At 33.9% G+C, this 14,206-nt stretch carries 11 protein-coding genes, 1 rRNA gene, 1 other RNA gene and 1 pseudogene; 12 read left to right on the top strand and 2 right to left on the bottom strand.

Annotation, left to right across the window (positions count from 1 at the left end; genetic code table 11):
- Positions 1 to 136: 136 nt before the first annotated feature.
- Positions 137 to 385 (bottom strand): DUF433 domain-containing protein, encoded by a 249-nt coding sequence (locus LEP1GSC059_RS00940; protein WP_002179175.1) that lies wholly within the window; start codon positions 383 to 385, stop codon positions 137 to 139.
- Positions 386 to 739: 354 nt separating this feature from the next.
- Between LEP1GSC059_RS00940 and LEP1GSC059_RS00945 the strand changes: the two genes are divergently transcribed.
- Both LEP1GSC059_RS00945 and LEP1GSC059_RS00950 read left to right on the top strand, forming a co-directional pair.
- Positions 740 to 1,264, top strand: coding sequence for an RNA polymerase sigma factor (locus tag LEP1GSC059_RS00945; RefSeq protein ID WP_002179500.1), 525 nt, complete (start codon positions 740 to 742; stop codon positions 1,262 to 1,264).
- A gap of 8 nt (positions 1,265 to 1,272) precedes the next feature.
- Positions 1,273 to 1,461, top strand: a pseudogene (locus LEP1GSC059_RS00950) (hypothetical protein); the annotation flags it as partial.
- Between the two features lie 41 nt (positions 1,462 to 1,502).
- Here LEP1GSC059_RS00950 and LEP1GSC059_RS00955 read toward each other — a convergent pair.
- Positions 1,503 to 2,552 (bottom strand): IS481 family transposase, encoded by a 1,050-nt coding sequence (locus LEP1GSC059_RS00955; RefSeq protein ID WP_017213233.1) that lies wholly within the window; start codon positions 2,550 to 2,552, stop codon positions 1,503 to 1,505.
- 54 nt (positions 2,553 to 2,606) lie between these two features.
- Between LEP1GSC059_RS00955 and rsx the strand changes: the two genes are divergently transcribed.
- From rsx to yidC, 10 genes are all read left to right on the top strand, one after another.
- Positions 2,607 to 3,797, top strand: coding sequence for an LIMLP_03685 family anti-sigma factor (rsx, locus tag LEP1GSC059_RS00960; RefSeq protein WP_420323965.1), 1,191 nt, complete (start codon positions 2,607 to 2,609; stop codon positions 3,795 to 3,797).
- Positions 3,798 to 4,548: 751 nt separating this feature from the next.
- Positions 4,549 to 4,896: a transfer-messenger RNA gene (gene ssrA, locus LEP1GSC059_RS20985) on the top strand.
- A 775-nt stretch (positions 4,897 to 5,671) separates the two neighbouring features.
- Positions 5,672 to 6,322, top strand: a complete 651-nt coding sequence (locus LEP1GSC059_RS00965) for a DsbA family oxidoreductase (RefSeq protein WP_002179473.1) — start codon at positions 5,672 to 5,674, stop codon at positions 6,320 to 6,322.
- Positions 6,323 to 7,139: 817 nt separating this feature from the next.
- Positions 7,140 to 8,393: a valine--pyruvate transaminase gene (locus LEP1GSC059_RS00970; protein WP_020980124.1), complete on the top strand. Its 1,254-nt coding sequence runs from the start codon at positions 7,140 to 7,142 to the stop codon at positions 8,391 to 8,393.
- Positions 8,394 to 8,480: 87 nt separating this feature from the next.
- Entirely contained in the window at positions 8,481 to 10,817 is a 2,337-nt protein-coding gene (locus tag LEP1GSC059_RS00975) for a hypothetical protein (RefSeq protein ID WP_020980110.1), read from the top strand.
- Between the two features lie 436 nt (positions 10,818 to 11,253).
- Positions 11,254 to 11,370, top strand: a 5S ribosomal RNA gene (rrf, locus tag LEP1GSC059_RS00985).
- A gap of 224 nt (positions 11,371 to 11,594) precedes the next feature.
- A complete protein-coding gene (gene rpmH / locus LEP1GSC059_RS00990; RefSeq protein WP_000828326.1) occupies positions 11,595 to 11,756 on the top strand; it encodes a 50S ribosomal protein L34 in 162 nt (53 codons plus the stop codon).
- Positions 11,757 to 11,795: 39 nt separating this feature from the next.
- Positions 11,796 to 12,086, top strand: coding sequence for a ribonuclease P protein component (gene rnpA, locus LEP1GSC059_RS20995; protein ID WP_122952331.1), 291 nt, complete (start codon positions 11,796 to 11,798; stop codon positions 12,084 to 12,086).
- Entirely contained in the window at positions 12,083 to 12,313 is a 231-nt protein-coding gene (gene yidD / locus LEP1GSC059_RS01000; protein WP_002148780.1) for a membrane protein insertion efficiency factor YidD, read from the top strand. Before rnpA ends, yidD begins: the two co-directional genes overlap by 4 nt.
- 3 nt (positions 12,314 to 12,316) lie before the next feature.
- Entirely contained in the window at positions 12,317 to 14,200 is a 1,884-nt protein-coding gene (gene yidC, locus LEP1GSC059_RS01005; RefSeq protein ID WP_020980142.1) for a membrane protein insertase YidC, read from the top strand.
- Positions 14,201 to 14,206: the final 6 nt, after the last annotated feature.

Consider the following 14,206-nt stretch of genomic DNA (forward strand, 5'->3'; position numbering starts at 1 on the left):
AGAATTTTCTAAAGTATGAACTCATACATTTTTAGAATTTGTTCGTAAAATCTTGATTTGTTGTAGTTCCTACATTTTAGGAATTGATCTGCAAAGTTCAGATCCTAAGTTCTTTTAGTAAAATGAATCTTGCTATTTAGCTGACTTTTTCGTGAGTATGTTGGCTTTGTCTTGCCGTTTCCAATTTTGCTTCTAAAAAGGACACCGCTGAATCAATATCGTGATTACAGATCCCCGGATATTCTCTTAAAATTCCCTTTCTAGAAATTCCTGCTAAAAGCAAATCTAAAATTTCTGAAACTCTAACTCCAGTTCCTTTAATAAAGGGTTTTCCTCCCAGATAACCCGGAATGACTTCTATCGAAGTAAATTCATTTTTGTTCATATATTCTTAACAATAGTTGCCGACAAAATTAGAACGAATTTTTTTCCGATCTTGAATTTTGTTTTTGCTCACTCCCAATTTGTTTGTAAAAATAAATTAAATTCTCCTGACACATTCAATCGTTCTATAAACTTATGAATTTTGATTAGAACCGGTTGTTTGCTGCAAAAGCCTAAATCAACACTTCTACAGAAGAAAATATATTTTCTCTATATAGAAAATAGAGACGAATAGGACATAGTTTTCCGAACAAAGTTTTCGAAAAAAGGTCGAGTTTTAATTTCTTTTTTGTGCTTTTAGAATCCTAATTTATCAAAAAAACTGCAAAAGACCGAGTAATCGGTATTTATTTCAATGGTTCAATCTGATTCTGTAGATTTTTCAGTTTTATACGAGGATAACTACCGAACCGTATATCATTTTCTTTTGAAAATTTGCGGTGATTCGGAAGTGGCTGAGGATTTAACTCAAGAGGCTTTCTTAAAAGCATTTACTTTTTTTGATAGATTTGATTCTAAAATTGCTTCTTTTAGTACATGGACTTGTTCAATTGCAAAAAATCTATATTTCAAACATTACAATAAGCAAAAAAAAGAATTTGGAAACATACGACTTAGCGATTTAGTCGGCGATATAGAGGTTGATCCGGAAATTCCGGAAAATTTAGAGAAGGTTTTTTTGGAAAAAGCAATAAAAGATACGATTGAAAGTCTTCCTGAACCGGAAAAGAGTATAATATTATATAAGGAATTAAAAAAGAAAACTTTAAAAGAGACTGCTCAAGTATTGGGAATTTCGGAAAGAACCGTAAGTAGAAGGTTAATTTCCGCTATTTCCTTGCTTAGAACCAAATTAGAACAGCAAGGATTTCAACTCTAAACTCTATTATGAAAACGGAATTAAACGATATAGAACGTTTTGAAGACCTTTTAGGAAGATACTTATACGGTGAGTTGAATGCCGAAGATAAGCGTGAACTTCTTCAATTTGTACTTAAAAATGAAAAAGCTCGTTCTATGTACCAAAATTCTACTCGGATTAATTCCATTTTATTTCATACTTTTTCTAATATTAAATGTAATAGCCAAGATTAGATCAGACACTCCGTTCCTGTTTATTACGAAAATTGTAAGTTGTCGAGATACTTATTCTTAGCTAATTCCTTCGCGTCAAGAAAAGTTTGTATCGGAGTTTTACCGAAACAATACTTGCCCTGATGCGTTCGTTCGTAGTTATATGAATCGATCCACTGATCCAAATCCTTTTGCAAATCTTCAATTGAGTTGTATACCTTCTTCCTGAAAGCAACTGCATAGAATTCGTCTTGAACGGTTCTATGAAATCTTTCACAAATACCGTTGGACTGTGGATGCCTTGCTTTTGTTTTTGAATGGTCTATATCTTCTACGGCAAGGAATAGCTGGAACTCATGGTGTTCCCTATTTCCACAATACTCGGTTCCTCTATCGGTTAGAATCCTCAACAAGCGAACGCCTTTTTCTTCAAACCAAGGGATCACTTTGTCGTTTAACATATCGGCAGCTACTAACGCGTTCTTCCTGTCGTAAAGTTTTGTCATCGCCACTTTAGAATAAGAATCGATAAAGGTTTGTTGGTAAATCCTTCCTACACCCTTGATCGTGCCAACGTAATACGTATCTTGGCATCCCAAGTATCCCGGATGTTCCGTTTCTATCTCGCCTTCAACTTGTTTTTCTAATTTCCTTCTTTCTAATGCTTGCACTTGTGATTCGGTTAATACGGGAGAATTGCCTTGAGCCATGAATGCCTCTAAAGCCTTCAGTCTTTTTTGAAAAGTTTCCAAATCGTGACGAACCCACACACTCCGAACAGTCGCAGGAGCAACTATGACTCCTTGTTTTTTCAATTCATTCGACGCTCTCTGCTGTCCATATGCGGGAAAGTCGATAGCCATTTTCTTTACAGCTTCTTCCTTTTCAGGTTCGATACGATTCTTAGGATTCGGTTTACGTCTACTCAGATCCTGGAGGGCAAGTTCTCCTCCCTTCTCGTATAACTCTTGAAAACGATAGAAGCTATCTCTTGAATAGCCCATCACGTTACAAGCCTTTGAGACGTTCCCCAAAGTCTCCGCTAACTTCAAGAGACCCATTTTGTTTTTGATTATCTTTTGTGCCGTTGTCATCTTTTTCTCCTTGGTAGTTTCAAGGAGTGTAAGATCAAGTTCTAACTATTACATATTAAAAAAACGCCTTATTTAAAATCGAGTATTCAGAAAAAGGTTTTAGAATTTCCGAATACGATTTTAAAATCCAGTTCTTTGATTTCGGGATTTATCGCGGCTATGTTATTTTTAGGTGTAGGATTTTCTTTTTGGTTTAAATATGAACTTGAATTGGATTCTAAACTAGATCAGGCTTTTATCAATTCTTACGGAAATTGTAAAATCGATGGTGTAGCTTCTCAACCTGGACAAAGTCTTCTCGATCGTAAATTGGTTTCGGGTAATTTTTCTATTTGCGAATTTCAAGTAGAAGGAGCCCAAAGTGTTGCGGTTCGAATGTTACCCAATTCTGAGGTTTCGGTTACTGGAAATAAAAAGTATTCCTTTTTGAATGTGGTTCGAGGATCGGTTCTTGTAGATTCAATTCAGAATGAATCTACGGGAGAAGGTTTACTTGCAATTCTTTCACCTGACGTGAGGGCCTTTTTAGCAGGAACGAAAGTGGTTTATTCCAGAAATGTGGGAAAATCCTATTCTAAACTAGATATAGATGTTTTGGATGGAAGGGTAGAAGTTGAAACCGGACCTTCGATTGCTTTTGAAAAAACTGCTAATACTTTAACGAAAGAGGAAAGAGAATTTTTAAAGATGAATTTCCCGATTCTTTTTCAAAGTAAAAAGGTTCAGGTAAATTGGGGACAATCTTTGTCTTGGAAGGGAATTCCGGAATCTAGTTTAAATAAGATTCGTTCTTTAGAAAAAAGTATCGAAGAAGCAAAATCTCAGGGTTTGAAATTAGAAGAAGATTTTGTATTCGCATTAAATTCAGACGTTCGTAAGCTTGGGGGCGAGGATACGATCGGAATGTTTTCGATGGAAGATGATCTGAATAAAAAAATTAAGAATATTCTTCCAAATCAAGAAAGAGAATTAGAAGAGAAATTCAAATCTATGGTTCGTTTTGCTCCGAGCGATTTAAAACAAGTCGAAAAATTGAAATCTTTGGTTGCAAAATTGGATAATACGGCTTTGATTCAAATTTTAAAAGATAAAAATCAACCAAATCATGAAAGAGTAATTCATTTTAAAGATGGTTCTCAAGTAAAAGGATTTATATATCAGCACGAAAGTTTTTATATCCTTTTAAAGAATGATGGAAATCTTTTATTTCCTGTCGATGCAGTCGATTCGATTCATTTCGAATAACACTAATTTGGCGATTTTATTTCGAATTAAAAATCAATAAATTTATTTATTTTGGGAATTCAAAATCCATATACTGAGATTTTGTAAAAGAGTTTTAAACTTTTCCGAGTTGTATAAAGTTAAATTTGGCGATTTATTTTTCCGTACAAAATTATATATTGGAAATTCTCCTACTCAAAACTGTGAATAATCGGTTTTTAAAAATTAATTTAGCGTCTAAACAGCAATTCGTGTGCAAATTGAAGGTAATCATCTATTCTATTAGGCAACAGACAATCAAGCTTGTAGGTAAATTTTGCAAATGTAGAAATTTATATTTTTAGGAAGTAAAAAAATTTTCTACTTAAAATGACACGTCTCCGAAATTAGAAATCATTTTTGAATTTTTGGGTGTGTGCCTACAGAAATCAGTGCATTGAGTTTTTTATTCGTCCAGATTTTCTTACGCCGAATTCAGATTATTTAATATTTATAGTTCTTTAGTATTTTCCTTTATTATAATTTTTGAATCAATTTCCACGTTTTTGTGAAACTCAAATTTTGAATTCTACAGGCGACCATAGAAGTGATGCGCTGAGAATTTCCAGAGAAGTATTACGATCTCTCTATAGATTTTTGGAACGAATTTTAGATTCGATTCATCGTTTAAGCGTACTATAAATTTTAATCGAAGTATTTTATCGTTTCTTAATTTTATAAAAAACTTGCAGTAAAATTTCGGTTTTTTATTTTTGACAGTCTAAGAATAACAGGGGACGAAATTGGTTTCGACTGTTGTTGCCAGGGATTATGTGGCGTGTAGAGGTTGTAGGCTCCTCTCAAAACCTTCAAACAATAACCGCTAATAACGAATTAGCTTTAGCAGCTTAATCTCTGCTACGGAACCTTAGTTTTTTCTCTCGAATTCTAAACGTTCTGACACTGATCGAGAGGCGATTCTTTTGGTTTTCGGTTCCTAAAAGAATTTGTATTTGAGCCGAATAGGAAAGAGAGTCCTGTCTGAGGGTTAACCTTTTTCCGAAATTTTATACACAGACTACACACGTAGAGGCTGATCTGGGGCGCAATAGGACGCGGGTTCGAACCCCGCCGTCTCCAAAGTTTATCATTTATATAATTCAATAATCAATTTGATTCTAAAGACCTATCACAAAAAAACTATTCCTTAGTTTGGTACAGGAAAAAGTTTCATTGTAAAAATATAAAAGTCAGATTTATCTATTTTAAAGTGAGTTCAACGTAAGAATACCTGGGCTAATCCGACTGCCATAAGCAGCCGGACCGGGCTCTCAGCTCTGGTCAATAAATTGTATATAGGAACGTTATACGATTTATCGTCGTAAATTCAATTTAGAACGCGATCTGTCGAGTGACCTGCAGAGCACTTGATACATTGAGTTTCCAGAAGCGAGACGCTGAGTTCGAGAGATTGTTCTGCTGAGAGTTCCCCCGCATCGATTCTTTTCACGTTATTTTATGATTCTTGAATAAGATTTTTATCAATAAACTTCTTGGGTAGTTCCCAAATTTTTATTTTATGCTGAAGCTGAATTTTTAGGTTTTTGTCTTTGGATGTTGTAAAATGTGGGAACTCTTACAAATTATATCTATTTCGCAATTTATGATTTTTTGTGGGAGATCCTACATTCTAATTTTTTAGACAAAGGTATTGATTATATTGTTATATTTTTTCGAAGTAAAAAATACTAGAATTTTAATTTGGTTTAACAAAAAGAAATATTCTAATTATATAATTTGATATAAACGAACTGAAATTTTTTAAAAAGTAAAAACCCTTTATGTTTTTTCGACTTTTATGAAAAATCTTTTATGATTAAAATTGTTCTTTCTTTTGAAAATTTGGGAAGGTGGCTATGGAAACTAAAATCGCAATTTATTCGGACGTGGTTTGTCCTTGGTGTTATATTGGAAAAAAAAGATTTGAGGACGCAATTTCAATTCGGAAAAAGTCACACCCTGATGATAAGATCGAAATAGAATGGAAAGCCTTTCAACTCAATCCGGATTTAGCCCCAGAAGGAGAAGATAGAATACTTCATATGACTCGAAAATTTGGATCTATGGATCGTGTTAAAATGATGGTTCAAAGAGTTGCCGATATTGCTAATTCAGAAAATCTTCCTTTTTTGTTGGAACAAGAGGGGCATCAACCAAATACTTTCTTATTACACGCATTGATTCGAAAAGTGAAAAAATATGGAAAGGATTCGATTCTTTTGGAAATCTTTTTTAGAAAATTTTTTGCCGAAGGTAAAAATCTTTCAGACACAAATGTAATTTTGGAAAGTTTACGACAGGCGGAAATACAAGAGGATGATTTTTATTCCGTAAAAAAAGATACTACTTTGCTCCAGGAAGTTCATGAAGAAGAGCAAAAAGGAAGAGAATTAGGGGTTTCTGGAGTTCCATTTTTTGTGTTTAATGAGAAATATGCCGTTTCAGGCGCCCAAGAATCGAATCTTTTTTTACAAGTATTTGATCGATTGGAAAGTGAAAATTCTTAATTAAATATATTTAAATTTTCGAATATTCTAAATAAAGTGAATTTTATGTTTTTATTGATACGAATAAACCTCTTGTGGTTAATTTTTTTATTTCGAAATCAATACTGCTTTTGAAAGAGATTTTACATTTTAACTTTTGGAATAAAATATCATTTTCATTCTTCTTCCATAGTAGGTTTTTCATTCTTTTTTACAAACTTCGTTTACAATTTCTAATCTTTTTATTAAACGAAGTATTGATTATTACCAATATTTACAAAAATAAGGCACTAAGTTTTAAAAAAAATGCCATTGGGTAAAATGTGGTGGGTTTCTACAGAAACCGTTTTATTGTAATATTTATAATTATTTAGTATTCTTTTTTATTATAATTTTTGAATGCAATTTTATATTGCGACATCAGGTAACAGTGTACTAAGTTTTGTAATTCAAAATACACTTTCTTCTTATGGATCACATTAATTAGCTCGACAGCTTTTGAGATACGCTGTAAATAAAATGGAATTTATATCGAAAACCACAGATTACAAATTCAAAATGGATGTTTAATTTTTGAAAAGACCATTAAATTACAATTTTATGGAAAGATTTGATTGGTCATGGGTTCTTTTGGAATTTTATAGAAGTTTCTAAGAAAATATTTATAAAAGTCTTAGCTTGAATATTTATCTTTCGAAAATAAATAATAAACTCTTAAGACTAAGTGTAATAAGAATAGTTTAGATGTAAGTTAAAAAAGAATCTGTAAAATTTTTCTTTGAAGTTAGATTCTAAATTCTAGTTTCTATATCTTACTTAAAAAGAAATTTTGTATAATATGCAATACTCAATTTTCGGTCGGAAATTTTTAAAACAAACCGGAATCGGACAATTGATGGACGATTTAAGTAATCCTTCTCCAGGTTCTTGTTTGTTAGGTGGAGGAAATCCGGCTTTTATTCCGGAACTGATCGAAGTTTGGAGAGAGATCGTATCAAAACAAATCGAGTCCGGAAGTATGGATAAAATTTTAGGAGGTTACGAATCTCCTTCTGGAATTTTAGAACTTAGAGAAATGATTGCTTCTATTTTATCGAATGAATCTGGAACAAAAATTTCCAAAGACCAAATTGCAATTACAAACGGAAGCCAGAATGCTTTCTATTTCTTATTAAATTTTTTCTCCGGAAATTTTGGTAACGATCAAAGAAAAAAAATCCTTTTTCCTATTCTTCCCGAATACATCGGTTATACAGATCAAACTTTGGAGCCGGATTCTTTTTTATCTTTTACACCTGAAATTCGAGAAATAGGGGATCAATATTATAAATACTTTATATCTTTGGAAAATTTCGATTCTGTTTCAAGTTGGAAAAAGGAGGCAGGTTGTATTTGCGTTTCTAGGCCCACAAATCCAACGGGTAATATGATTACAGATCAAGAACTTGAATTTTTAATTGAAAGAGCGAGTAACGTAAGAATTCCTTTATTGGTTGATAACGCTTACGGATTTCCATTTCCCAAAGTTGTTTTTGGAAAAAACTCTTTCATTCATAGACCTGGAATGATTCAGGGTTTCAGTCTTTCTAAGTTGGGTCTCCCCGGAGTTAGAACTGGTTTTGTAGTGGGCGATTCGGAAACAATTACTTTGTTGCATAGAGCTAATTCGGTTATCAATTTGACGAGTGCCAATCCGGGACAATTTATCGCATTGGATCTTTTTCGTTCCGGGCGTTGGAAAGAGTTGTGTGAAAAAATAATCTTACCTTTTTATCTAAAAAAATCGATTTTTACTCAGGAAACGATTCTAAATAATTGGAGTTCTAAAATTGACTATAAAATTCATCAAAGTGAAGGTGCTTTTTTTCTTTGGGTTTGGGTTAGGAATTTATCTTTACCCGTTAGCGATCTTTATCCGATTTTAAAGGCAGCAGGAGTTATCGTCGTTCCTGGTAAAACTTTTTTTCCAGGTGCAGACTCAAATTGGTCTCATAGAGAAGAATGTTTTCGGTTGAGTTTTGCCAGAGAAGATAAAGAGATCGAAGAAGGAATTCTAAGAATCGGAAAAGTATTGGAAAAATTTTTGAAATAAATGATTTTATCCAGCTGTTTAAGTGGAATACTGGCCAAGTAAAAATGTTCAATTAAAAAGAATTGTACTGTAGAATTGATAGGAAATATGGAAAGCACTGAACAGGACATAAGTTTTGAAGAGCTGGCAGCAAGTAAACCGACGGAAATTCAATCTCTTGCACCCGATTATATTTTTTTAAACGAAGGGGCAGTCGGCTTGTCTGCAACTGCGCGTTGTATTTTAGATGAACTTAGAGATTGGCATAAAAAAACTGAGAAACACGGTTCTAAAAGTATTCATCCTTCTTATTTACTTACTTTAGATAAACTTTCAGACCTTTTAAATAAATATAGGAATTTAAGTGAACAAGCTAAATCCCCTCTTAGTGTGGATCTCGCCTTACGACAATTAGTCGATTATGAAAAAAAAGGAAAAAATAAATCTGCTTATATTTATCCTTTTTTAGTTCGTAATGGTGCAAAAATTCAAGCTAGAATTGCAATCGCAAGTCCTCAAAAAGAAACCAAAACGGATGTAAATCCTTATCGAGCTTCTTGTTTTGAATTTTCGGAAGAAATGATTGATCTGATTTTACAGAATCGTGCTAAAAAACCGAAACTTCCCGATGAAGACAGTCCTGGGACTTTTTTACTTCATAAAAACAAGGCGGGAAAAAATTGGCTTTTTCCTAAGTTGGCTTCGCTCGAAGCGGAATTTTCTACACTTTTAAAGAAGGGATTTCAACCTTACAGTTATATTCCGATGACAGATTTTCTACGAGATTTTCTAACTTATGCAAATAAGAAAAATTACGTAATGAAAATTCTTCCAGATTATCATATCATTTTAGATGATCTTCAGTTAAACCCCGATGGTTCTTATGTAAATCAACCGGAAGTTATAGCACATTATCGTTGTCAGGTGGATGCTCTTGAAAAATTTTCAATTCCTTATTTAAAAGAGCTGAGTCAAAGAGCGGGTTATGGTCTTTTCGGAACTAGAATTATAGAATTTGAACAAACCCATATCCAGATGGTGGAGCCAGGAAGAAAACAAAACTCGGAAAAAGTAAAAGCTCTGATTTCACTTATCAATGATTACCCGTTCGATCGTGAAACCGACGAACTTGGTAAAAAAGTATCGGAGACTTGTAGACTTTCCATCCAGATTATTTCCAGACTTATGGAAGAAAAAGAAAAACTCTCTCAAAGAAAAGAGGAGAGTGTATTTAAATCTTTAAAATTAAAAATTCTTAATAAAATTTCTGAAAACACACTTCAAGAGCAAACTTTATATCGTTTTTCTCCAGAAGAAAAATTGAAATCTTCAGGTTTATCCGACGAAACACGTTATCCGTCATTGATTGAGGAATTAAAAAAGGAGATTTCCGATCAATACGGAATGAAGGTAATCGAAAAACCGGATCAAACTTCTGAAGTATATGCAGTTGATCCAGGTTATATGGCTGCGGTGCTTCATAAGTTGAGTAGTTTAGCGACTAAGAATGTCGCTTATCAAAAAGAATTGGAAATCGCAAAAGAGATCAACGCAAGTTTAAGTAATCCGAAACATCCGGGATTAAATACAAAACTGAAAGCAGAACACATTGTAAAACTTCAACAAGGAATCCAGACTATGGAACAGTTGGAAGTAGAAAAACAACGTTCTCGAGAATTTGCAAAAAAATTCAATCTTCCAATGGGGATGTTGGGTTTTGTAGCGAGTATGATCTTATTTTTAATTGCATCCGTGCATTTTAAAACTACAGGAATTTTGTTCGTGGGAATTCCAGTCAGTTTGTTTTTAGGACTGATGATCGCATTTCATTTTAGAGATAAAGAAAAATCGGATATTCTTTCCGGTGGAAGTTCTGGCTCTTCTCTTGGGTCTGGCTTTAAAGGAGAATATGGAGCCATGTCTTCTTCCAATGATGATGATAATGGAGAAGATTCTGAAGATGAACGTTATCAATCTTCCAAGGGAGAAACTCCGAAAGAAAAAAAAGTAAGTTTAATCGCAAAAGGCGCGGAGCGATTTATTTTTCCAAGTCGATTTACTAAGATTACGGATAAAATTCACGATTCTCGTTCTTTACGTAAAAAGATTTTTGAAAATTTAGATAATATTCGAAATAACGTAGCACATCTCAAAGGGGAAAAAGACGACGACAAAGTTGCCTCTACGATTGAATACGCGCTTTTACAAAATTCAGCTATGATTGTAGTTCCTGATGATATAGTTCCCCAAGGAATGCCTGGTTCTATCATTTTAAGCCATAATGATTTAAAAGCTCCTTTGATTCGGGATCAAATTGCAGAGTTTCTTAGGAATGAAGCACAAAAAAAACAATATGATAAGAAGCTCGTTAAATATTATACTTTTCTAATTAATACAATCGAAGTTGAATATTACAAATATCTCCCTAGCAGAAAGAAGAAATAAAAATCGGACAAAACACTATATCTTAACGTGAATCCGGCATAAGAAATTCATTTTTTTGAAAAAAGTTGAGATGTGATCAATTCCTAAAATGTAGAAACTCGTACAAAAAGTAAATGTTTAAAAATTTGTAATGTACTTAATTTGTAGAAACTACTGCAAATTGCGATTTTACAAATCAATTCTTAAATTGTTAGAAACTCACATTTTTGGAAAAACCTTTTTCATTTTCTTACGCCGAACTCGCGTTATTTTAAATTGCCCATTCGAAGTCACCATAATCAAACTCCACAAGTTGAGAGGTTTTGAAACGGTGATTCGCGTGCAAATTCAATTGACTATACAACTTTCGATAAGAAAATTTTTGGAAAGAATTTGAACTTTTTTATTAAATTTAGATTGACCATAGAAATCGGTACGAGATGCTGGCTTCAAGATTCCCGGTGACTATAGAGAGAGGGCCACACCCGTTCCCATCCCGAACACGGAAGTTAAGCCTCTCATCGCTGATGGTACTATGTGGTTCGCTGCATGGGAGAGTAGGACGTTGCCGGGTTTTTTGTTTTTAGGGCGAAGGATCGATTCAAACAATTCTCTTTCGTTCGGGTATTTTCTTTTTCCCTAAAATCCCAAAGAATAAATTCCCGATGAAGTCAATTCACTTCGAGTTTTGAAAGTGAAATGGTTGACTCAAACCTTTTTCAGAAAGTTTCTGTATGGGAAATATTCTTTTTCCTAAAAAAAGAAAAACGTAATCATTAATGCCAATCAGGGATAGATATGAAAAGAAATTACCAGCCTAGCCGAGTTAAAAGAGCGAGAACGCACGGATTTCGCGCCAGAATGGCTACTGCCGGAGGAAGAAAGGTTCTTTCTCGCAGAAGAAAAAAGGGCAGATATAAATTGACCGTATCCGACGAAAAACTCGGTAAAAAATACTAAGAACGAATCATCGAAGAGACATTAAAATCCAGAAAGGAGATTCAATTTCTTTTTAAGACTGGAAAGAGAGTTTCCTGTTTCCCGATTGTTTTGGTATATCTTCCTAATTCCTTCTCAAAAAATCGTTTTCTTTACTGTCCGGAAAGGACTGTAAAAACTGCGGTTCAAAGAAACCGAATGAAAAGAAAGCTTAGAGCAATTATACACGAAGAAGAGGAAAATTTTTCAAAAGGCTTTGATATAGCAATATTAGCCAAAAAAGAAATTTTGAATCTGAATCACAGGGAACTGATTAAGATTCTGGTCTCTCTGATCAATCGAATCCGATGAACCAATTTGTAATCCAACTGATTCAATTGTATAAAAGGCTACTATCCCCGTTATTACCTCCTGCCTGCCGTTTTACACCTACTTGTTCCGAATATGCTGCTCAAGCGTTTCAAGAATATGGATTTTTCCGCGCTACTCAACTCAGCATTTGGAGAATTTTGAGATGCAATCCTCTTTCTCAGGGGTTTGACGATCCGTTACCACCAAACACTAAAGGACGAAACTGATTTATGGAAGATAGACAAAGTAGATTGTTTTTAGCTTTGATTCTCAGTATGGGAATTTGGATGGGAGTGAATTATTTTTTCTTCCCTAGTACATCCACAAAAAAAAATACCGAAATAAAACAAACTCAATCGGATAAAACTTCCGAAAATACAAAACAACAAATTATTTCGGAAAAAACAAAAGAATCTAATTCAATTGATCCTGCTGTTCAGAAAGAAAAAATAACTCCTTCCGACGCGAAAAAAAACTTTATCGTAACAGATTCTTACATAGTCGAATTTTCATCGTTAGGTGGAAGAATTTCCAAATTTTACGTGAAAGATTTTACGGGTCTTAACGGAGAACTCATTCAAGTCGCTCGTAAAAATCCAGAAACGATCGTAGTTGACGAAAAAAGTTACCAAGCGGTGGAATTATCTAGAGATAAAGGATTTGATTTTAACTTTTCGGATTCTCTTGTAGAAATTTCCGATTCACCATGGAACTATATTCAATTTTCCTTAACTGAAGATAAAATCAATCATATTGTTTCTTTTTCGGCAGTTTCTCCCGATAGAAGTTACCAACTGAAAAAAGAATTTCGTTTTTATCCGAGTGAAAATTATTTTAAACTTTCCATTTCCATCGTGAATCTTTCGAACGAAAAACTTTCTTTCGCTTCTCAAAAGAATATTCGATATTTGAGAACCTTTGGAAGTCTCGGACCTTATCCAAAAGATAGACCTTTGACTGATAGGGATACTGCGAATTTTTTTCGTTTTTATCATTTAGGTGGTTCTTTTCAAGATACGTTAGACGGAAGTTCCTCCGTTGGTTTTTGGTCCTCGGTCGGTAATTTTTTTACTGGGAATTCGGGAACTGACGAATCTTTTAGCATTAAAACAGATAAAGAATCTGGATTAGATTTTGCAGGAACTGGTTCTCGTTATTTTATTGCCGTGGCTGATCCTCTTGATCATAAACCGCAAGGAATCGTTTTAGATAACAGACCTAAAAACGAAAGTGGAGCTGTTTTAGTATATGATAATATACTTTTGAGCCCTGGCGAAAAATACAACCTAGACTTTGCTTCTTATGTAGGAATTAGAGAAAGCGAAGGTATGGCTTTTAAAAATCCTGAGTTGGATCCGAGCCAAGCTAAAAACAGCCCATTTGTTGGTTTAAGTTCCGATTTAAATAAATCCTTTAATCAAGGTATTACTACTCCTTTCCGAAATGGAATCATTTGGATTTTGAAACAAATCTACCGTTTTACGATTCCAAATTACGGTTGGAGCATCATTATTTTTGCAATCCTTTTTAAACTCGTTTTTTATCCGTTAAATCAGAAGCAAGCGGATAGTATGAAAAAGATGCAAGAACTTAGTCCGCAACTTAAAACGATTAACGAAAAGTTTGCCAATGACCCTAAGATTCGTCAGCAAAAAACGATGGAACTTTATAAGAAGAATAACGTGAATCCCGTGGGCGGTTGTCTTCCTATGGTGATTCAAATTCCGATTTTTATAGCACTTTATACTGCTTTTTCTGATACAATAGATCTTTGGAATTCACCGTTTTTATGGGTCAAGGATCTCAGCGAACCGGACGTAATCTGGACTTCTCCCGCGATTCCTTACTTTACTCAAACCGGAATCGGTTTAAACCTTCTTGCTCTTTTGATGGTGGGGACGCAAGTCCTTCAAACGAGAATGACTTCTGTATCTATGGATCCAAATCAGAAAATGCTAATGTACGTAATGCCGGTTATGATGCTTTATATCTTTTGGAACATGCCTTCCGGAGTTACTCTTTATTGGACTTTCCAAAACGTTCTTTCTATCGGTCAGCAGTGGATCACAAATCATCTGAAAAAAACCGAAGAAAAGAAAAAAGCAAAAGTTTAATTGCAA

The sequence above is a fragment of the Leptospira noguchii serovar Panama str. CZ214 genome, from assembly GCF_000306255.2.
In the GTDB taxonomy this organism is placed as follows: Bacteria; Spirochaetota; Leptospiria; order Leptospirales; family Leptospiraceae; genus Leptospira; species Leptospira noguchii.